15 protein-coding genes, 1 pseudogene and 1 CRISPR repeat array are annotated in these 23,822 nt (G+C 32.2%); all 16 genes and pseudogenes read right to left on the reverse strand.

Going from position 1 to position 23,822, the window contains the following annotated elements; all coding sequences use genetic code 11:
• Window positions 1-5,571: a CRISPR direct-repeat array (repeat unit 30 nt; unit sequence ATTTCAATACATCCTATGTATAGGTTACAC).
• A 187-nt stretch (window positions 5,572-5,758) separates the two neighbouring features.
• Window positions 5,759-6,052 carry a CRISPR-associated endonuclease Cas2 gene (cas2, locus tag EJN67_RS07420; RefSeq protein WP_129723715.1) on the reverse strand — a complete coding sequence of 98 codons (294 nt, stop codon included), beginning with the start codon at window positions 6,050-6,052 and terminating at the stop codon, window positions 5,759-5,761.
• On the reverse strand, window positions 6,049-7,050 hold the full coding sequence (gene cas1b, locus EJN67_RS07425) for a type I-B CRISPR-associated endonuclease Cas1b (protein WP_129723716.1): 1,002 nt from the start codon (window positions 7,048-7,050) through the stop codon (window positions 6,049-6,051). Before cas1b ends, cas2 begins: the two co-directional genes overlap by 4 nt.
• A gap of 17 nt (window positions 7,051-7,067) precedes the next feature.
• Window positions 7,068-7,553, reverse strand: a complete 486-nt coding sequence (locus EJN67_RS07430; protein ID WP_129723717.1) for a CRISPR-associated protein Cas4 — start codon at window positions 7,551-7,553, stop codon at window positions 7,068-7,070.
• On the reverse strand, window positions 7,553-9,976 hold the full coding sequence (gene cas3 / locus EJN67_RS07435; protein WP_129723718.1) for a CRISPR-associated helicase Cas3': 2,424 nt from the start codon (window positions 9,974-9,976) through the stop codon (window positions 7,553-7,555). The genes EJN67_RS07430 and cas3 overlap by 1 nt, the downstream gene beginning before the upstream one ends.
• A gap of 79 nt (window positions 9,977-10,055) precedes the next feature.
• Window positions 10,056-10,805, reverse strand: coding sequence for a type I-B CRISPR-associated protein Cas5b (cas5b, locus tag EJN67_RS07440; RefSeq protein WP_129723719.1), 750 nt, complete (start codon window positions 10,803-10,805; stop codon window positions 10,056-10,058).
• Between the two features lie 11 nt (window positions 10,806-10,816).
• Window positions 10,817-11,761, reverse strand: a complete 945-nt coding sequence (locus EJN67_RS07445) for a type I CRISPR-associated protein Cas7 (protein WP_129723720.1) — start codon at window positions 11,759-11,761, stop codon at window positions 10,817-10,819.
• Window positions 11,758-13,509 (reverse strand): hypothetical protein, encoded by a 1,752-nt coding sequence (locus EJN67_RS07450; RefSeq protein WP_129723721.1) that lies wholly within the window; start codon window positions 13,507-13,509, stop codon window positions 11,758-11,760. Before EJN67_RS07450 ends, EJN67_RS07445 begins: the two co-directional genes overlap by 4 nt.
• 16 nt (window positions 13,510-13,525) lie before the next feature.
• Complete coding sequence (gene cas6 / locus EJN67_RS07455) at window positions 13,526-14,209, reverse strand: CRISPR-associated endoribonuclease Cas6 (protein WP_129723722.1); 684 nt, start codon at window positions 14,207-14,209, stop codon at window positions 13,526-13,528.
• 317 nt (window positions 14,210-14,526) lie between these two features.
• On the reverse strand, window positions 14,527-15,213 hold the full coding sequence (locus EJN67_RS07460; protein WP_129723723.1) for an RluA family pseudouridine synthase: 687 nt from the start codon (window positions 15,211-15,213) through the stop codon (window positions 14,527-14,529).
• A gap of 20 nt (window positions 15,214-15,233) precedes the next feature.
• The gene (locus EJN67_RS07465) at window positions 15,234-15,848 is read right to left on the reverse strand and encodes a DUF445 domain-containing protein (protein ID WP_129723724.1); all 615 of its coding nucleotides are present in this window, start codon (window positions 15,846-15,848) and stop codon (window positions 15,234-15,236) included.
• 115 nt (window positions 15,849-15,963) lie between these two features.
• Window positions 15,964-16,767 carry a putative sporulation protein YtxC gene (gene ytxC / locus EJN67_RS07470; protein WP_165000793.1) on the reverse strand — a complete coding sequence of 268 codons (804 nt, stop codon included), beginning with the start codon at window positions 16,765-16,767 and terminating at the stop codon, window positions 15,964-15,966.
• Between the two features lie 165 nt (window positions 16,768-16,932).
• Complete coding sequence (locus EJN67_RS07475; protein WP_129723726.1) at window positions 16,933-19,617, reverse strand: ATP-binding protein; 2,685 nt, start codon at window positions 19,615-19,617, stop codon at window positions 16,933-16,935.
• Complete coding sequence (locus EJN67_RS07480; protein WP_165000794.1) at window positions 19,607-20,860, reverse strand: metallophosphoesterase family protein; 1,254 nt, start codon at window positions 20,858-20,860, stop codon at window positions 19,607-19,609. Before EJN67_RS07480 ends, EJN67_RS07475 begins: the two co-directional genes overlap by 11 nt.
• A gap of 177 nt (window positions 20,861-21,037) precedes the next feature.
• Window positions 21,038-21,337 carry a hypothetical protein gene (locus EJN67_RS07485; protein WP_129723728.1) on the reverse strand — a complete coding sequence of 100 codons (300 nt, stop codon included), beginning with the start codon at window positions 21,335-21,337 and terminating at the stop codon, window positions 21,038-21,040.
• A gap of 20 nt (window positions 21,338-21,357) precedes the next feature.
• Window positions 21,358-22,875 carry a cytochrome c biogenesis protein gene (locus EJN67_RS07490; protein ID WP_129723729.1) on the reverse strand — a complete coding sequence of 506 codons (1,518 nt, stop codon included), beginning with the start codon at window positions 22,873-22,875 and terminating at the stop codon, window positions 21,358-21,360.
• An 85-nt stretch (window positions 22,876-22,960) separates the two neighbouring features.
• Window positions 22,961-23,675 (reverse strand): annotated as a pseudogene (locus tag EJN67_RS14230) (alpha-L-fucosidase); the annotation flags it as partial.
• Window positions 23,676-23,822: the final 147 nt, after the last annotated feature.

Genomic DNA, 23,822 nt, shown 5'->3' on the forward strand with positions numbered 1-23,822 from the left:
ATTTCAATACATCCTATGTATAGGTTACACTTCATTTCTGGGAATATCCAAGTTGCTACTGAAGTTATTTCAATACATCCTATGTATAGGTTACACTACTACAACATTATTTAATCAGTATTTGACTTGGCTATTTCAATACATCCTATGTATAGGTTACACTATCGTTTTACCATCACTGGTGGCTATTATAGTGCCATTTCAATACATCCTATGTATAGGTTACACAAATATAATCGTCGTCGTTTATGAGAATGTAGCCGTATTTCAATACATCCTATGTATAGGTTACACTTTTTGATAGACCGTCTACCACTCCACTAATACCCTATTTCAATACATCCTATGTATAGGTTACACGATAAGCCTCATTCAGTAGCTTGTATAGTGGTTTTGATTTCAATACATCCTATGTATAGGTTACACAAGAAAATTGGAGTATATGGCAACACAATAAACCAAATTTCAATACATCCTATGTATAGGTTACACGGAAGATGCGGATTGGGCATTAGATAAATTTGTAATATTTCAATACATCCTATGTATAGGTTACACTTAGGTCCAGTATCTCCTTTGTCTCCTTTATCACCTGATTTCAATACATCCTATGTATAGGTTACACCGATTTATCTGGTGTATCTGGGTTGTAATATTCATCAATTTCAATACATCCTATGTATAGGTTACACAACCAAATACCGTATATTTTTAAAAGTTTTATAAAGATTTCAATACATCCTATGTATAGGTTACACTGGCCTGTAGGAGGTTAACTGCTTATGGTGGAATTTATTTCAATACATCCTATGTATAGGTTACACAAGGACACCATGACAAAAAAGAGTTCTTAGACGCAGATTTCAATACATCCTATGTATAGGTTACACTATCAACACATATAGAAGTATTATCTACTGTAGAAAATTTCAATACATCCTATGTATAGGTTACACAAAAGGTGGAAGATTGTATTTGTATCCCGTAGGAAATTTCAATACATCCTATGTATAGGTTACACGGCTCTAGGTGGCCAGTATGGATGTGTTTATATAGAATTTCAATACATCCTATGTATAGGTTACACAGTACAATACTCCACTAAATAAACACATTACTTGCCATTTCAATACATCCTATGTATAGGTTACACTTTGCGGAAACTGGGTAGAGATATAGAAAAATACAATTTCAATACATCCTATGTATAGGTTACACGGATTTGTTAAACCAACATACGAGGAGGTTTTGCTGATTTCAATACATCCTATGTATAGGTTACACTTGCTAATTCTTTAGTTTACCAAGAGGGTACATTAGAATTTCAATACATCCTATGTATAGGTTACACTACTGATTTTTATTTGTCTGTATTTGGTTCAATGTTATTTCAATACATCCTATGTATAGGTTACACGTAACTGGCGCAGAAGAGGGGCAGAGAAAAAATAAAATTTCAATACATCCTATGTATAGGTTACACCGGACCTAGAGGTAAAAAGCAAGCAGAAGAACTTCTATTTCAATACATCCTATGTATAGGTTACACATTGTGACCTTTACTGGTGGAGGCGGGCCATACCAATTTCAATACATCCTATGTATAGGTTACACGGAGATTATATTCTATGCCTATTATAGCTATGAAAAATTTCAATACATCCTATGTATAGGTTACACGATATAGACACATTCCAAGAGGCCTTTGAGAAGGTATTTCAATACATCCTATGTATAGGTTACACAAGTTGGCAGGAATAGAAGTGCTTTATGATCTATAAATTTCAATACATCCTATGTATAGGTTACACTTTGCTAACTGTGAAATATGAATGGGGGTGATATATATTTCAATACATCCTATGTATAGGTTACACAAGCAGGGTCGGGGACGGATTTCTGTCCCCGTTCTCATTTCAATACATCCTATGTATAGGTTACACAACGTAGGCGATTATATAATCAAAGGCGTAAAAGGATTTCAATACATCCTATGTATAGGTTACACAATCAATTCTTTACCCCCTTACACTCCTCAATCTGGATTTCAATACATCCTATGTATAGGTTACACCCAGGGACCGGTGAGGGGGAACTCTTTCCAATAGAGATTTCAATACATCCTATGTATAGGTTACACTTCCCCGTATTCTCTGCCACGCCCACGGTAAAAAGCATTTCAATACATCCTATGTATAGGTTACACCTAATATGGTTATAATTAATAATGTTGCGAACAAGGATTTCAATACATCCTATGTATAGGTTACACTTTGAATTTTATATAATTCAGTCCGTACTTGCCCCAAATTTCAATACATCCTATGTATAGGTTACACGGTATACACGGTATCATTGTACATAACCCATTAGGAATTTCAATACATCCTATGTATAGGTTACACTAAATCTTGTTGTAAATCTGATATTTGCTTACGCAATTTCAATACATCCTATGTATAGGTTACACACATCAGAATTTTTATATCCACATTCACTACATATTATTTCAATACATCCTATGTATAGGTTACACCTGTTACTGCCTATCTTTTTTCTTGATAATTGACGTATTTCAATACATCCTATGTATAGGTTACACATAGTAAATTGCAACATTTGGGAAAAGTACGGGAAGAATTTCAATACATCCTATGTATAGGTTACACACAGAAAGCAAGGTTACCGACGGTTTGATCGCAATGTATTTCAATACATCCTATGTATAGGTTACACACATAGCCACCACCTATGTCCATATCTTCTATGTCCATTTCAATACATCCTATGTATAGGTTACACTGTTTTTGACAGCGCCATTTATGCTGTTTTCTTTTATATTTCAATACATCCTATGTATAGGTTACACTGTGAAACTATAATATAGATAAGGGTTTTGCTAACTGATTTCAATACATCCTATGTATAGGTTACACAAACGTAAGGGTACGGACTACAATACTCCAACCCAAATTTCAATACATCCTATGTATAGGTTACACCACACGCAATAATATACAAATAGTAAAATTATATACATTTCAATACATCCTATGTATAGGTTACACCGGGTATGGCAGAGTATTATAGCGCCAATCTAGCCCGATTTCAATACATCCTATGTATAGGTTACACTATTTGCCGGAGATGCAGAAGGCATATCAGAGAAATTTCAATACATCCTATGTATAGGTTACACTTTGTTGTGAATTTCTGCTATGTCCCTTGCTAATATATTTCAATACATCCTATGTATAGGTTACACTTTCAAAACTGTCTAGCCCTTCGACGTCTCCGACTAATTTCAATACATCCTATGTATAGGTTACACCTTTTATTAGTTTTCATCCTCTAATTTGTAAGCATAATTTCAATACATCCTATGTATAGGTTACACAGGTCAGAGGCGAAGTGTCGCCCGTTCTCCATACGAATTTCAATACATCCTATGTATAGGTTACACCAGCAGGTAATACACAGCACACTACACCAGAACCAATTTCAATACATCCTATGTATAGGTTACACCAATTAGAGGATAATCAAGCAGCTAATGAAACCATATTTCAATACATCCTATGTATAGGTTACACTTGGTATTTAGAAAACGTAGGTATCAAAAATTACTAATTTCAATACATCCTATGTATAGGTTACACGAATGGCAATATCAGCAGGAAGCGTATACAGTGAATATTTCAATACATCCTATGTATAGGTTACACTTTTATTGTCTTTTCTGCCCTCATTACAAATGGCGAATTTCAATACATCCTATGTATAGGTTACACATATTGTGGCAGAAAATGCGCCCAAATCTCATGGAATTTCAATACATCCTATGTATAGGTTACACGCCATCTGGGGCTAGTGTCTTTATTTCAAAATCAGAGATTTCAATACATCCTATGTATAGGTTACACGAGAAAAATCAATAGTATGATGAATACTAAAAAACATTTCAATACATCCTATGTATAGGTTACACATATTTTGTTTTTGCAGTTCAAGGCAGAATAGATTTATTTCAATACATCCTATGTATAGGTTACACTTACTCTGCAACTTCTGCTTTATTTGTTCTGCATCCAATTTCAATACATCCTATGTATAGGTTACACAGTGCTTGAAGCGACATAGTGGTTTGTTGGTTGCGTATTTCAATACATCCTATGTATAGGTTACACACAATAAAAAATGGGAAAAAGAGATAAAAAACTTATATTTCAATACATCCTATGTATAGGTTACACTTCGTGTCTGCTTATAAAAAGAGCTCAGGAAAAATATTTCAATACATCCTATGTATAGGTTACACTTTTGTCCCTTTACATATTCTGATATTGGAGCTGATATTTCAATACATCCTATGTATAGGTTACACTCAACAAACAATTAAAGATGGAAAAGAGATATATAAATTTCAATACATCCTATGTATAGGTTACACCAAAAAAAAGATTTTAAAAAAGTTTAAAAAAAGACTATTTCAATACATCCTATGTATAGGTTACACTATTCATTCTTTTTTGTTTTTAATAAACTTTTTTTAATTTCAATACATCCTATGTATAGGTTACACTGTCAACTAAAAGCAAATTACAATACAAATTATCAAATTTCAATACATCCTATGTATAGGTTACACTTTTTGTGATTTATTACAGCTAGAATGTGATGCTTGGATTTCAATACATCCTATGTATAGGTTACACGCCAATTTATCATAGTTTATTTTACTAGGTACTTGGATTTCAATACATCCTATGTATAGGTTACACTCACTCTGCCAAGAGAAATATATCCAAATTTTTTCATTTCAATACATCCTATGTATAGGTTACACTTTGGGCGTAGAAGGGCAGACCTTAGTTGTCATCGAATTTCAATACATCCTATGTATAGGTTACACCCAATGCATTTAAAGCAGTGCCAATAGCAAGTATAAATTTCAATACATCCTATGTATAGGTTACACTGGAGGTATTAAAATGGGTGCTTTTATAACTTTGGATTTCAATACATCCTATGTATAGGTTACACCTCTTTTCCTATTCTTTTTCATCTTCTTTTCAACCTCATTTCAATACATCCTATGTATAGGTTACACCAGCAGGGATGCATTCTTCAGCGATAGAATAATCTCATTTCAATACATCCTATGTATAGGTTACACTTCTGATACTGGAGTACATCCTGTAATAGGATTCCAATTTCAATACATCCTATGTATAGGTTACACTTTAAAGGCTTTTAGAACGCTTGTAAAGAATTATATATTTCAATACATCCTATGTATAGGTTACACACGCGAAACTTGGAAAACGTTGTTCAGGAAATAACAATTTCAATACATCCTATGTATAGGTTACACTGTGTAGTGCATGTGGGTATAAGAATCCTGAAACAAATTTCAATACATCCTATGTATAGGTTACACTAGCCTTTAAAATACTCGATAACTTAGCATTACCCTATTTCAATACATCCTATGTATAGGTTACACTGTTTGTGTGATTAAGGAGGTTTTCCTATGTTTTTATTTCAATACATCCTATGTATAGGTTACACTATTAAAAAATAAAGATTTAGTAAATATCAAATACGCCGTATTCCTGCTTTTAAGCAGATTTGACGTTTCTTTTTCCAACCGAAGCCTTCTAAAAAGTAGGTTAATAAATTTATTACACATTTCCCTTTAACCATGCTGATTCCCGCCAATTTATAAACACCATTTTAACTTAATACTTGGAAAAAGTCAAATAAATATATCTTCACTATCTTTTCCACCATTGCCTAAAGTTTCTTCGTTAAAAGCAGATTCACTTACCATCTCTATAATTGTTATAAAATCATAATCCTCATCTATAATATTTTTCAATTCTAACTTTAGTGCTATTAGATTAGCTGGAGTTATATGCCCTCTAAAAACAGATTTTTGGTGATGTTTGAAATATTTCTTACAGATTTTAAATACTTTCTGTACCCTCTTCTCACCAACATCATAAAACAAAATTGCATAATTATAATTATAATTTTTGACTTTTCTCATGCTTTTCTCTCCATACTAAAGGGAATAAATTCTTTGCCCTCCATAATATATTTAATTAATTTATAGGCATCAAGGCGAATAGCTTGTTTGTATGTTATCCTACGTTTAAGTATAGGATGCTCAAAAGTTTGATTAATTCTGTCTTCAAATTCGCTAATAAATATCTTCCTACCATCATCATTAAGCAGTGCATAATTAAGACTTTTATCGAAATGTTTTTCTACAGTGATTTTTCTATTATTGACACAATCAAATATTGTCTTAAATACAATTATTGGTTTAAATACTTCCGATAAATCTAAGCTTAATGAAAATCGTCTTTCTGATGGTTCGTGTAAAAACGAAATTGTTTGATTGAGATGTGTATGATAAAGTTGAGTAACAGTTTTTGTATAAAGCAGTGAATTTCCAAATGAAATAAGAGCATTTATAGGATTGTCAGGGGGTCTTTTTACACGCTTATCCATTGCAAAATTCTCAGGAAGAATAATTTTAAACGTACTATAAAATTGTCCCCAAATAGAACCTTCAATACTCAACAGGGTTTTTATATCATCAACTTTATCTATAAGCAGAGGTACATCTTTTTTAAGCCAATCTAAAAGAGGTTTTAACTCAGTTTTTCCATGCCTATAGTAATGATAAAGCACAAAATATATATTATTAGATATACCATTTACTATTCCCTTTGCAATATCCATGCGCCTTTCTGAATAAGCCATAGCCTGCTCAACTGTCAGCCTACCACTAAGTAAATAATCTTTGGGATAAAAAGTTCCAATATAATTTTCATAATAACCAAAAAAATGAACAGTTACTCCCGCCTTCGATAACATTTCGAGAAATTTTGTACTAAGTGTTATATCATTAAAGCAATAAAGTTCTTTGGTATCTTTGATCGGTAAATATAGATTTCCTTTTTCATTTTTAAATTTTATAGAAAAATCCTTTCGGCTAAGATCACCTTTTGAGAATATATATCTAGTTTCTTCTTTCAATCTAATACCCCCTATGCTTAGATAAAACAATACTCATAATAGGCGCACTTTTTGCATTTAGGCATAAAATAAGCCTGAGGTGGAACTTGTGTCTTTAAAAATATTTCTATTTCTTGATACTTAAGGTCTAATTGTTTTTTCATTTCTTCGTCTAATTCAAAATAATGCACTTTTTTATTTTGCTTATTTTTTTCAATACACTCCAATCTGCCTTTTCTAATGATACCTTTTTCATCAAGGATCATTAAATAAAATTGAAGTTGAGCCATGGCGGCATTCAGATCAGCATCGGATTTTTTTATCTCTACAACGTATTTTGAAGTAATTTTATCTAATTTTATATTATCTATAGACAGTTCAGACCGCTTATCTTCTTTCAGTTCATGTAAAACTCTTCCTATTCTCACATCCTCAGAATTATCCTCTAAGTTTATACGATTGTAGAACAACCAACATTGACGTTTACAATGAAAATAATAATTAACGATGGTTCCTGTTAACATTACCAAAATATCCCCCTTGTACTTTTTGAGAAGGCATCCCTATCGAATTTTCCATTCTTTATAAACTGTTCCCCATCTTCTATATAATAATAACCACCAAATTCATCATCACATCTTAGCTCCATATTTTCCATACCATAAATAGTATATGTAAAATAAGACATCTCTTCATGCATTAAGGATATATTCACCTTCTTTTCAGCATATCCCATCTCTTTAGTTTGGCAAAGCTCTTTATACCTATTCCATATGTCTCTACCATTAATGACTCCCTCATCTGTTTTCATCTCATATGCAATAAATATTTGTTTGCTTCCTTCGATAAGACGCATCTTTTTTGCGATTTCATCAAATCTTAATTTTAAACAACTTTCAAACAATTTTTTTATGTTTTTCCCATTTAATTGATCGGTTTCATCCTTTAAATCAGATAGTACTCTTGAATAAATACCTTCAAAATCTTTGTCCTGAAGCATTTTTGCTATTCCTTCATCTGTTATAGAATAATTTATGCGAATATCACCCCTATATATTTTAAATGCATCATCATAGTTGAAAAAATATGCCACACTTCCTGTTTTTATACATGAACGATTTATTCTACCTAAAAATTGTTCTTCTGCATCAGGAGTAGAAATATCCTTAAAACCAATATCCATATCTATGTCCACTCCCGCCTCAATAACCTGAGTCGCAACTACAATGATGTTGTTTGAATTTTTTATTTCATCAAGCATTTTCCTTCTAATTTTGGCATTATCATCGCCAGTAAGTTCTACAATACGTAAATCAGATACATCCGCTTGTAAATTTAAGAGATCATAAAATTCTCTAGCTGTTTTTTTACTAATGAATTCGACCAACACTTTTTTATCCTTAAATTGAAGTACTTTATCTGCTAAATATTCCAAGTCAATCTTTTTATATTGTAACAATGACAGATCGATTTGCACCCTATCTTTAAACAAAGGATTTTGATAATATTTTTTTTTGTCATAAATCAAGTCAATAAAATTCCCTTTTCCGTCATCTAGCATTCTATCTAGTTTAGGCAGTGTTGCAGACATTATTATTATCTTTATATTTAGTAATTTGGCATATGTATTTAAAAAGATTATAATATGCCTCCATATACTATTCTTGTAACTCTGTATCTCATCTATAATAACTACACTATTACACAGCTTTAATAATGGAAAAACCTGTTCCTTTCCACACCCAAAAAGGGCATTAAAAAAGTTTATATGTGAAGTAACAACAATAGAATAATTGTTTAGAATACGTTCCAAATATGAATATTCATAATCGATTTCTTCTAGATCATTATCTTTTTTTATAGCTATTGGAGTTACCGAATTGACGATTACAAAATCCTCATCTTTTTTAAAATATTTCATTAATGTATTGGCAGTCTGCTCCACTAGAGTATTAAAAGGGAATATATAAAAAGCATTGTTTATTTCCGGATTATCTTTTATTATATTCAACATAAGATTGATAGAAATATTGGTCTTTCCTGAGCCAGTAGGTGCTTCCAAGTAATATATATTTCCATTAGGATTTTCTTTAAGATTATTATATGCTTCAAAGAACATATCACTCCTTAATGCATTTATTGGAGTAGACTTAAAAAAGTCTTTATTTTCTTTATATTGCATAATACCTTTATATATATCTCCGTTCTGATAGTTGTTTAGAAGCTTATCAATATTTTCTATAATACTTATATCGAGGTTTGTACCACCTTTATACTCTGCAGTAGCACAATAATCACATGCAGTTATTAAAGCAAACAAAAGTTTGCAAAGCGTATAAAAAGCAATTTCATTAGGTATATATTTTTTTAATTTAGCATATCTTTTATCGGTAGTCATAATACTATTAGTATTAAGATCTAACTTTTTATCGTAATACTCTTCAACCATACAATATGTAATATCATCGCAAAAGCCATCAGTATTTTTTAAATATCCATGATGTTTGGATATACAATACCCAAAGGAAAATAAAAAAAACGAAAATTTCTTCTTGTTTTCTCCTTCAATAAGTGGCATATATTCACACAAATATATATAAGCTGAAGGCAATGCATGATTAGAATTTCCATCATAATCCGCTTTTTTATATTTCGGATTTTTTAGTCTCCTATTTTGAAAATATGGATTAATTTTGCCTATATCATGAAGATAAATTGCATTCACAAACATATCATAAATAAATTTGGTTTCTTCATCATTACAGCCGCATGCAGATATAGTATTCAATACTATACTGTCTATACCCTTTGCTTTACTGTATTTGTTATAGTAATCCAAACATAATCTGCTATGTTCACCTAAAGTCTCACTGGCCTTATTATTGCTAGTGTGAGCCCATATAGTATGATCATCCATTATGTTATTCATATCTAATAACTTATACATTGTTTACCTCCTTATATAGGTTACAGGAGAACGGTTTATTGCATAGGCAGCTATGCGGTAAATCGCTCTCCTACATAAATTAATAAAAATTTAAAAACATATCATCATTTTGATACACATCTTTCAATAAAACGTTGACCTTACAGTTTGTAAATATTGTGCGTCCAAATTTATAAAAATTATATCCCTTCTCCATAGCAATGGGGGCATATTCTGTAAAAACAAAGGGAGGATCATTATTTATTGTCTTATCATCATCTAAATACTCTAATTCTCCCACCAATAGAGAATTAATAAAGTTTGAAGTACAGGGTATAAGTTCTACTATCTGCACATTGGAAATATTTGCATGAAAATCATTCTTTCCCAAATAAGGTATATATACACTTTTATCATTTAACAGATAATCACAAAGCTTGTCCCATATCTCTTTAGCAACTCCTCCATCATTTAAAAGGTATATATCCCAACTAGGATTTTCTAACCATTGTTCAAAGACCATAAGATTTCCGCCTTCTTCTCCTGAAGCATATCCTACACTATTATTGAAATACTGTACTTTTTTCGTAAAATATCCCCGTTCTGAATTAGGTACTATGGATATCTTTAGGGAAGATAATTTCTGATAAAATTCTGGATATTCTTCTTTTTTTATCCCAAACATTTCGCTGTTTCTGTACCCCTTAAGCCCCAATACAGCACCTAATAAACCTAGTAACGCTACCTTATGAATATTATTATAGGTAAAATAGGTTTTTACATTAACATCAGGTTTTTTAAAAAAACCCAAACGTCCCGAAAGAGTAAATTTTATTCCATTAACCTTCATTATTATCACCATCAATACAAGTTATTTATAGTACAGGGCAATCCACATATATCTACTTCAAGATCCAGTTCATTATAATACATCTCTATTGATTCTATTTGATCCATCTTGCTATCCAAAAGCTGGTTTAGCTTATAGAGGCTTATTTTATTCTTGCCATCCTCTTTCCTAAAATCTATATATCTATCTATATTAGCTAAATAAAGTTCGCTATGCTCTTTACAAACGATAAAAATAGCAAATTCATTTTCGCAGCCTGCCTTACTATTTGTGTTGAAGGCAGTAGCTGCGATTAGACAGCCTTTTTTAAATTTTTCATATGCTTCCTTTGTATAGCCTTCAAACCCATCAATACCTAATTCCATATAATCATTATAGTTTTGTGGATTAACCGAAAACGGATAGAAATAATGGGCTTCATCTGTCACGGTTTTAGTTCCTAATGAGGAGGCTGTAGAATCTTCTTTTTTATCACTTGAATTTCTAAATGGAGAGAGTATATCTTGCGTCTCTATATTACTATCCTTATACTTATTAAAACCCTGTCCCACTTGTACTGCACCAGTTATACTAATATTTTGCTTCTTTTCTGCAAAAGTAGCACCAAAGTTCATAACATCAATAGCTGAAAATAGATTACTAAGTACTTCTTTCGACGAAGTGTCATTGTTTAACTTTGTCCCAAAGATTTGCTCATATCGTTCATTTAAATCCCTTGGCTGAAGCTTTTCTTTATCATCTTTTTTCCCTTTTTGATCTATCTTATATGATTTAATATATAAAACTTTCTCACCTTCAGCCTGCCACATTCGCTTTATAGGATACTTAAATGCTTTATCACTCCCAAAGATATCACCGGTGGATATAGTTTTAGGTCTTCCAGTAAAATCAGCATTCCAATTGGACATTATACTCTTTATGCCAACAACACCATAAACCCTATTGTTCATTTTCATTTTTGCACATCCTCCTTATAATAGATGATATTTTTTGATGCAAAACCTGCTATAAAGGCATCATATATTACTACTGATGGAACTTCTGGTACATAACCCATCACCATTGATATAAGTGAATTTACCCTGCCAGATTTTTCATCGATTGCATGACTATATCTTTTTATTAGCCCAAGAATTTCCATTTTAATCTTTTCTGCATTTTTTGCATTTAAGATAGGATCGAGTATACTATAATTCATCTTTTGGGCCTCGCTCAACGAGATAAGATACCGTGTAAGTTGTCCTGCAGCAAAATAAAATTCCATATCATCATCACATACCTGATTTTCACTTAATTGTCCATCGATAACCTTTCCCTTTAAGATCTCACTTAAAGGTTTTATCATATCGCCCATATTCTCCTTACCTCCTATTTTAAAATATTTAAGCATAGATAACCTTAAATTCATTGCCTTTGCTGCATTGCTTTTTTCTATAAATACATATGTATTTATTATCAGCAATTCTTTTATAGTTTCTAACGATATTCTGTCTATACATTGGCATAGAGAAGTACTATCACATTTCCTGAAGAAATTAAGCATGGCATCCTTTGATATTACAAATAGATCTACCTGTCTTGCTGTGAATTCTGGTTTTACCTTTGGCACTTTATCAATGTAATAGTTCTTTACAAGATTCTTATTATAAAACCATTCGTCCACTTTTGTTTCTAATTTTCCCCTGCTGGTAATAATCTCAGTATTGAATTCTTCTAATCTTAAATAGTTTTCTAGTCTGAAAGGTTGTATTTTATCGGTTATACCTGGTAAAAAGTCATAATCATCTATTTTTGTTTCCATCCCTTTTTCCAAATGTACATAATGGGAGTTCATTTCATCCTTTATGTCTTTAGAAAGGGTAAATTGATCTTCTGCAGCAATATCTATATATCCTGAAAGAACTGATTTACCATTGTCATTCTGATTTTCTAACCATTCAAATAGATTTTTACTCTCTAACGCATTATCTATACTAATCCTGAACGGTACTTTATAATTTGTTGTCTTATGCTCCAAATATGGTTTTTTTTCATTCAACCCCATATTGTTATTCGATAGACCGTATACAACACCATCTGCTTCAATATTGTGCTTGTTATTATTAAATATCTTAGGGATCAGATAGCGCATGCTCTCCCGCCTATATTCTGAAACATCTACATCAAAAAACAATTTAATGTAGATATCAGATTTAATATCATATGATAATACCCTATCTGCTATCCAATCAGCTATCGATAATATATAATCCCTATTTCTATGGAGAATCTCCACATCAATATCAGGTATTTCATAAGCCGACAATAATTTTTCATTCTCTTTTTTGGGGTTTTCGAGGGCATCAAAATATCGTATTACATTTTCCTTAAATTTTGGAGATAGTTCTTCTTCTTTTGATATAAAAGAATCGTATTTACCCCCGTACTTTTTAAAGAATACAGAATACATGTTATTACTATGGATTTTCTTTTTAGGATCTACAGGCTTATTCATATCTACAAGCCTACTATAAAAATCTACTGTCTTAAACCATTTATAAAATTCTCCAGTCGCTGGTGTATCTTTATTAATCAGCAATTCGTCGACATCCCTACCATCGTTATATAATCTAAAGTACAATCCCTCTTTCGGAATATAGTTATCAAGAACCATAGAATCCCCTTGCCCGTTTTGCCTATAAGTATCTAATAGGTCATAAATCATCTTTTTGTTTCACCTCCTATTTTGCATAGCAATAGCCCATTCCTAAGGAGTTTTTCTCTAGTATACCTGTCCCTAATGCTGTAAAAGCAAGTTTTTGACTGACTTCATCAGGTTTTACTCCTAAAACCAGTTTGTTCCCAACTAGTGATGTGTTCTTATATGGTATCTTTATTGGCTTTTGATTGGTCTGTCTTATATATTCTATAAAATTATCTTCTGGTTCAACCATTTCGCCGAAATAGGTACGATATTTTTTTAAGGCATTAACATGTACCCTATCTCGTAGAAGGATTATACCATCATCCTTTGTCCAGCACTTATCAGACACTGTGGCAATGGCGGGAGTTAATGTAATAAGCTCTGAAATGGGATGATACTCATGCATTTTCATCTCTATAGATACAATTTTTATTGGGTATGATGTATAAGACAACAATCTTTTCAGCGATAATATGAAATCAGCTGACAATGAACGGATATTAGTAATATAAACCCTTCCTTTTTGGTAAACTTTGCTTTTTTCTAGCGGATAGAATGAACAAAACGTATAAAACTTAAATGTATTTTCCTTATGCAACTCCTTAAATCTTGGATCATCAAACATAGCCCTAGAAATTAGATTAGAGATAAATTCATAGCTAGATGCAAATGGGATATCTTTTTTGAGAATAACAGAAACCACTAATTCAAAATATTGCAATCCTTTCACCTCCTTACTTCATTAAACATTTTTCTATATTAACAAGTCTTTAATATTATATTAGCACCTCATTCCAATTTTGTAAAGTGCTTTTTGTTGATTTTATAAAAAATTTACGTTATTATTGTAGTATAAACCTGCACATAGGATGTATTGAAATTTAAATATTTTTCTATATTATTCTATTGGTGTAACCTATACATAAGATGTATTTATTCTTATAGGGATATTATATCATTCGATTAGACACAAAATATTCCGTATAATAAAAAAACCCGCAAATATTTGCGGGTTTTTTTATTATATATTTCTTTACATTATCTATAGGAAAACAAATTCCATGGATAAACCGATGGAGGGGTACTATTAAATTTCATATTCTTTTTTAATGTAGGATGGCTAATGAAAAGACTTTGAGACCATAAAGCTATCTGCTGTCCTGGCTTATTGACATCAAGTCCATATTTTTGATCTCCATACAAAGGATACCCTATTTGAGCCATCTGCACCCTTATTTGATGAGGACGTCCAGTATGAAGATTGATTCTTATTAGACTAAAATTACTCTGATAGCCTATCACCTCATAATCCAATACTGCCAGCTTTGCCCCATTAGTACCTTTCTCTACTGCTTTTACCATGTTACGCTTGGTATCTTTGATCAAATAATGCCTAAGGGATGCATGGGTTTTTGATGGCACACCATGTACTATAGCTAAATAAACCTTTTTAAACTGACCATCCTGAATTTGTTTAGATAATCTAGAAGCCGCCTTTGATGTTTTGGCAAATACCATAACCCCTCCTACAGGCCGATCCAATCTGTGTACTAGACCCAGGTATACGTTGCCTGGTTTTTGGTATTTAACCTTTATATATTCTTTTAACATTGTTAGCATATCCATATCATGAGATGCATCTGCCTGACTAGGCACATTTACTAATTTTTCAACAACCAACAGATGGTTATCCTCGTATATAATAGGTATATCTGAAAAATCCATTATATTGCTCTCCTTATTCTTTACTTAAATGGTATGACCTGTAATATTAGGCCCTGCACAAGACCTATGAAAAATCCCAAAACCCCTCCTAACACCTCTATATGTTTGAGTTCTTTATTGGCAATGCCTATTACCATGTTCTCCAGTGTAAGCAAATCAAAGCTGTTTATCTTATCTTCTACCATCTGTGCCACACTAATACTTTTAGCAGCCTTATTTATTGAATCTTCTATAAAAGACTCCATAAACTGTTCTCCTTGCCCATCTATCATATCTTCAATATAGTTAATTATATTTCCTTTTATAAATCCAGGCACAAATCTTGGCATCTTTTCATCTACTACTTTTATAACTTTTTCTTTAAGCTCATGTAATATACGGTCTTTATTTTCCCGAGTAGTAAAAGTATCCAATACATCATCTATTGATATCAATTGTTCTTCTACAGTGCGCCCTATGCTAACTGCTATATCTTTTTTTCTTTTTGGAATAAGGCCTTGAAATTCAATCCCAAGCACTGGAATTTTTACGGGATTTAAAGGTCTAAATATCATCTTTATAGCTAAAAGATTTGTAACCCAACCTATTAGTGCGGCAACTACCGACATTATAACTATTCTTATTACTGCAGCCACTTCTATTCCTCCATCTTGCGTTTTTTTTGCATTTCTTATCTATTGTACACCATTTTATCCGTAAAAAAAAGCTATTAGCAGTTTATAAAATGCCAATAGCTTTTTATACTTTAAATCAATTTTTCATTTCTACCTTGCCCGAGAAAACATTGTTTATGGTGTTTAACAGTTCAGTATTTTTTATTTTATTGGAGTCATGGATGACAATCTTATTTGGCGCTATTGTTATAAGGGAACTTATAAGCAGATCATCATAGCTTATATCCTTATCGGATATCTCCTTTGCCATATCTTCCAGTATATCATTGTTTATCTCCCTATATCCCGAATCCAACAATGTGTACTTTTTATCTCCTCCCAAGAGTACATGGACCTCTTCTACCTTTGGTTCCTGAATTTCCACAAAATATCTTAACAACTTTATAAATTCATTATATTCCTTTTCTATGAGCAAATCATCTACAGCCCTGTCAATGGTGTTCTCCAATTCCTTTAGGAAATCTTTTAATCTAAACCTTATAAAACCATCGATTATTAAATTTGTATTATGACTTAAATGATCATATACCCGCCCCCAGATTATCCCTTTCCAATGCGCACCTGATGGTGTCCATTTACTTTTTGTATCTTCTAAAATTCGATTTCGGTCATTTCTATCAAAATAGAAATATTCTTTTTCAACTATTCTTTCTGCTATTTGCCATTGTATATCATCGATTATAGCGTCAACTACTGCATTAGATAGACGTACACAAAGATCATGATTCGACAGATGACACACAGGATAACAGTCTATAAAAGCCATAGCAGGCTGCTCATTCTTTTCTATTTTTATATCATCGAGATTTTGTTTTTGTATCATCTCAAACACTATATCATTTATGTTCTGTTCTTCAATCCCGATGGAAAAACATTGCATTTTACCACTCCCTTCCATCGTCTGTCTTTTCCAAATGTTGCTACATTATATGCATCGGCGTTTAGATAGTTTACTCTACTATAGTATTGCCCATTATTAATTCAAACTTTTGTTGTATTATTTGCCTTATATGCCTAATACATATCCGTTTAACTTTTTTATATTTTAGTTCAATTCAACTATCTGAGCATGCATATGCGATTTAACCATATCTACTAACCAGTCATGACAGCTAAATAGGAATATCTGCCTCTTTTTGGATAATTCAGCCAATATATCTATTCCGTTTTTTATACGAGTACCATCCCAATTGACCAACACTTCATCCATAAAGAGAGGTAATATATTATTCTGCACATCCATATGCTCCATAAGAGCCAATCTGAGTGATAGATACAACTGTTCCTGAGTACCTGTACTTAAGTGTTCATCTACTGGTAAAGGATGAGCTAAATGATCCCCCATTATTCCAATTCCTGGTTTGTCATATTGCATGGCAAAAACTTTATTATATTTTCCAGCCGTGATAATGTTTAAATACCTGGCCGCTCTCTTTAGCACATCAGGCTGATGTGTTTCTCGAAAGCATTTATCCGATTCTAGAATGATATTTTTAATCAAAATCAGTTTATCCCGTGCAATAGCTATATCATTTCTTTTAATTTTTAGTGCTTCCATTTCCCCTTTTATATTATCTATAGTATCTGCACTTTGTCTGTATTCCAATTCTTTCTTTAATGCCCCCATTTCTCCAGTAACAACATTTATTCTATCCTCAAGTTGGCTCAGTCTTGCTTGCATTTTCCCATTATCTATACCCTCTTTTTCACAATCTAAAAAACTATTTTCTTTATCCGATATAATTTCATCTAAATCTGGATACCGTTGTCTTAATTCTTGTTCCATATTACAGGCCATATAATAGCATTGTCTCTTGTTTTTTATATTCCTTATTTTTTCTCTCATATCCTGCCCTTCGAAAAATTCCAGCCTTTTTATTATGTCGTCAATTTGATTATTTATGTTTAGTAACGAACTGTTCACATCACTAATCGCCCTTTTTTTATCTCCCATCTCAGACAAAAGCTCATGTTCCTGTATAAGCTTTTGCTGCGATTTATCGAGGGCATTTTCTAAAATAGTAATATTTTTTAGCACATCTCCTGTGTTTTCAATCTTGCAATAGTCCAGTATTTCTGCCACATAACTCTCCCTTTTTAAAATTCTGCTGCTGATTTGATCGAGTTCCATCAAAACATCACTTATATTCGTTGTTATATCTTTTAATTTGTTCATATCCAAAATAAGAGTCTCATCAGGAAAATTTATTCTATCTTCATGTATTGGAATATTTTTGAGTATAATCCGTATGGTTTCTATTATATTAGATTTTTTTTCTTGAATATATGATATTTGTTTTTGTATATCATCTGTCTTTTTAACAGCTTTACTGACTCCACCCTTTTGTACACACCAATAACCAATACCTCCTAAACCTAATACTCCTAAAAAAGCTGAGGCAAATCCCATTGGACTATTCCCTAAAAATGCAATGCCTAAAACACCCATTATCAAAAAAGAAGAGGATACATATATAAGTGAAGAAGTAAATCTCCCGCCCAAAACTTTGGAATCAAATGAATGCAGTATGCTCAACGCCTCTTTATAATCATTATCTAATTTTTTATAGGCATATATATTAGAACGTAAGGCAGCCATATCAATATTTTGTATTTTATCTGAAAAATCTGCTCTCCATCCCCCAGATAAAATCTGGCTAGACTCTTCATTTAAATTATCACTCAATCTATGTAATTTTTGTTCCATCTGTATATAACCTATATTGTCCATCTCAGCTTGCTCATAAGACTTTGATATGGCACTTATAGCATCTTTCTTTTCATATATTAATCTATCCCTATCTGTTATCCTACTCAATACATTTTCTATCTGATTACATCTTATATTAAGACGACTATACTCCTCTTTAAGCTCAGCCCTTCGTTTATAAAGCACATCCAAAGTTTTTTCTATGTCGCTAGGCAGATCATCAAAAGGCGCACCCTCTCCCGCCTCCCTAAACAACTCTTCTATACGCTTATATGTCTTTTTTATAGGATATACTGTATTATACCAATCCATACGATCAAGCAGCTGCCCTTTTTCCAAAACGAGGTTGTTTAGATAATCATTTTTTTCATTTAAATCCCGCTCTATCTTACGCAGTTCCTGCTCATTTTTATATGCATCCTTTAGCCGATGTTCAAGTTCTAAAAGTCTTTTAGCAACTAACTTTGTTTGAGGCTTGCCCCTATTATCATCACGCCACAGGCTATTTGCCTCATTGTCAATCTCCTTTACTACCTGGCTTACAGGTTTTAAAAACGATGCATACTGTCCCCCTAATAACTGATCCTGTATTTTTTCCCATAGCCTACCGTCCGGAAAGCAAAGATCCTCTATGGTTAGGGCATAGATCTCATCAAATATTTCCCATGGTAATGATGCAATATATGGAACAGGCCCATTTCCTAGATTGATTATCTTATTAGATCTAATCATTGTCCCTTCAGGTCTATACCTCAATTTTCTTGTTACTTCTATGTGCTGCCCATCATCTAAAGTTAATCTGCAGCTGCACTCAGCCTCATCAGCTTCCCATGGAACATGAGGATTTAATTCCCTTGAAGCAGGGTGATATCCATAAAGGATGGTGGATATCATATTAAAAAGAGTGCTCTTTCCCGATTCGTTCTTGCCATATATTATTATCAACCCTTTTTCTAGTTCTGGGCTTTCCCAATTCTTAAAACACCCAAATCGTTTAGCATATATATAATCAATCTTCATTTTTTATCTCTCCAATAAGACGTACACAGGCTTCATAATCCAAACCATCTAGAAGTTTCTTTAAATAGTCTGTTTCACTTTCTTGTTCATCTGCTTGTCCATAACCAGCTAATATCTCCGGCTTCATTTTTAAAAGCAGCTCATCATCTTCTTTTATATTGTCTATCATATCAAGGACAGTCCCTAATATATGGGGCTTCCCCTTATAATCATCTATGTCTATGGGAATAGTTATCTGACTAACTAATATCTCTATAAATAGGGCTCCTAAAGAAATACGCAAACTGTCCTCTATGGCCATAATATCCTCTTTGTTTAGAAGCTGATGATAAAGTGGGCACGGACCTTTTAATATTATACGTATTACAAATTTTATATTATGAGCATTTATGCTATTTATCCTATTTTCAACAAGCTGTTTTAATCTATTTTCCAACTCATAAAGATTTCCTATATCCTCCAAACCATCTACTTCTATCGTAAGCCAGCATACAGGTGCTACTGGATAGAACTTGGTGTTCACTAGGCCATTTTCTATCTCAACATAGTACACCCCTTTTAAGCCCTCTTCCTTGGGATTACGTCCCATAATATTTCCAGGATATACCACAACAGGACTTTTGCATATCTCCCGCCTTTTATGTATATGACCTAACGCCCAATACACATACCCCTTATTCTCTATATCAGATAATGTGCATGGGGCATATCTATCATGCAGTCCCGGGTTCCCACCATCTAACACCATACAATGAAGAAGGGCTATGTTTGGCAAACATTCCTTAGCATCTGGAAATACCGCTGCCAAATTTCTACCTTCAGTTGCATTTTCATGTCCCACACCAGTTATAAAAGCTATATTGTTTCCATATTTATCTTTAACAGGAAGTGTAGTAGGTTCTGCTGAACTAAATATATGTACATTATCAGGCCATGGTATATTCAATATATTATAGCCTATTGGATCATGATTGCCAGGAGTATAATATACCTGTATATTCCTATCTTTTAATAATTTAAACATGGATAGGAGAAATTTTTGACTAAAAAAGCTTAGATTCTCACTATCAAAAAGATCCCCTGCTATCAATATGGCATCTACATCCCTTTGTATTGCCATATTAATCACAATCTGAAAGGTATCATACAAAGATCTTTTTAGCATAATACGCATTTCTTCATCAGTACTCTGAAAAGGCGTATCTAGATGTACATCTCCCATATGTATAAATTTAATCCCCATAGTCATCTCCCCAAGCATTAGCTATCCTGTAGTGCTTTTATTATATATTACTAATGAATATTATACAACAGGATATATTTTTGCATAATTCTAAGAGTCAAGATGTTTGTGGTTTTAAATATACACCAATATTATAGATAAAAAAACATCCTACATAACAAAAAATATATCAATATTTCAACAGCATTTAACTATAACCTTATACACTTGACCATTTATATCAAATGCGCTTCTAATAGATTCAGGTAAATCGTTCCATAATAGTTCATTCACTTTTTGTTCTTTTATATACTCTCCTATACGAGTATATATTTTATTCATTACAGCTGAACGATGTATCATACATGGCTCTGGATCATCGAACCACTCTATACTTTTTTGAATGATGAACTCTTCTTTTAAAGGCAACGATGTAAACTTTTTATCCATCAACTTTTCGCCATTTTTATCAAAGAATGTAAATTGCATAGAAAACATATGTATCCCTCCTACCAAAATTATAATATTATCCATATCCCGAATAATATAAAAAAGATAGCATTTACTAATTTTATTGCAGGTAGTTTAGCTCTTACAAACTCTGATACTTCAAATATCTCTTTACCTTTATATATTGCATATGTTAACAGCAAAAGCGGTGCAACAAAAGCTATACAATAAACTATAAAACAGCATAAAATTTTTATATTAATGATCCCTTGAGCTCCATTTATCATATAGACTATAGATGCAAGATATATTTGTCCAGTACATAAAAACTCACCTATAGAAATCAATGCACCCATGGTAAATGCTATGATTCCTAGCATTTTAGTGTTTTTTGGGCTCATTACTTTTTTTAATAGATTATGATTCCATTTCCTAAAATGCTTAGGCAATTGCATCTTTATTTTATCATATTTTTGATGTTTTGCTGCAACATAATCCATTATATTGCCTCCAGCCATAATAAAAATGATTGTTATCATCAATATTTTAACTACTTTTTCAACTGTAGAAATGTCTATATATGACAACGCTTCATAAAGACATATACCCAAAAAAAGATACATTATAAACTTACCAGTACAATATAAGATTCCTAATTGCATCACATTTTGGTCAGCATTTATTAATATGGATAAAAAGAATAACAGCATGGATAGTGAGCATGGATTAATTCCATTTAGCAATCCAGTAGCAAAGGCGCTCCAAAGACTATAATCCTTTGTATCACCTTTATGCATTAACTCATCATTATTCTGACATATCTCCAGGGTATTGAAAGAACTAGGTAGAAGATCATATATATTATCTCGTATATCTTTAAATCCAGCAAGATATGTATCATCTATAAATACAATGGGAACCATCTGACGTTTTTTAGGCACCTTATATAATTCAAAATATTCTTTTGCCATATCTACATTATTATCTGTCGATATATCATATTGTTTTATAACTACATTCGACGGCAAACCTTTTAATAAGCTTCTTACATTACAGCATGATGAACAGGAGGATGTATAAAAATATATTAAAGTAGGGCTATTATGATCTTTTATTATATTATATCCCTGTTTCTCTTTAGATGAAATTTCACTACCTATCTCAAGATTCTTATTGCCCCGTTGATCTAAAGTAGCATCTCTTAGGCGCTCATAAATAGCAGTTTGGCCTGAAATATAAGTTTTTCCTATAAAGACTATAGGGGTATTTCTCTTATTTTTTGGTACCTCATAGGCATCAAAATATCTATTAATATAAATATGATTATCTTTTTTAAATGTGTTGTACATCCTTAAGTTTGGCTTTATCCTGTCCTTATCCGAACCTAATGCCTCATTAAAAACCGTTATAAATTTACCTTCTTCATCACATGCTTCACAAGGATTATTATAAAAATAGGTTACATCTACTGTTTGAATGGATTTATTATTTGTATGTATATAAATTGATAAAATTATAATAATGACAATAATACACAAACTAAATGATATTATGAATTTCTTGCTGTTAAAACATAGATTTGGCATATAATTTTCTCCTCTCACTTTACTTTATAACTTCATCTTATTACCAAATGTATAATTTAACAGGCAATTTATCTTATGCTAACCTCTCAGGCTTTGGAAGATAAGCCCTACCACAACCATATATGCTATCACCATTTTTACTCATCCATTTTCCCACTTTTTTAAGTATCTCCACCGATTCTTCAGGAATTATGCCTTTTGCATTAGGCCCTACGTTCAAAAGAAGATTGCATTTTTGCTTACACATTCACCAATGCCATTACAATCTGTTTAGCTGATTTATAATCCTTATATTTTGAACAATAGCCCCAATGATTGTTTAATGTTATACATGCCTCCCAAGAAATAGGCTGACCTTTTTCATTACATATACCACACGGCGGTATTATCTGTTCAGGAGATGCAAAATTTCCAGCATATATCTCCGGCTAAGATGCTTTTATATTACCACCCAATCTATTGCCTATTATAATATCAGGTTGCAGCTCATAACACATCTCCACTAACTCGGTGCTCCCCCATGTTTCACCACTCATATCATCATATGAAAAATCAAACCACACCACATCTATTTTCCCATAGTTTGTAAGTAATTCTCTAATCTGATCATGCATACACTCTATATATCTTGAAAAATCTCTAGTTTCATCCTTATTCTCTACATTGTCCCGAATAGAATGATGTTTATCCCCATATGAAGGATAATCATCGTGATACCAATCTAAAAGTGAATAATAAATTCCCACTTTCAATCCTTCCTCCCTGAAGGCATCAAGATACTCCCTTATAAGATCCTTACCATAAGTCTACATATTTTAGCTGATTACTTATGTAACATGCAATGTTTTTGCTTACATAGAAAGGTATCTCTAGAGATTTTAAACTTATTGCTGTGTGGATAAATTCTTTATTGAGATGTCCATTATTTCACCATTAAGTAATTGCTC

The sequence above is a fragment of the Xylanivirga thermophila genome (genome assembly GCF_004138105.1).
Lineage (GTDB): Bacteria > Bacillota > Clostridia > Caldicoprobacterales > Xylanivirgaceae > Xylanivirga > Xylanivirga thermophila.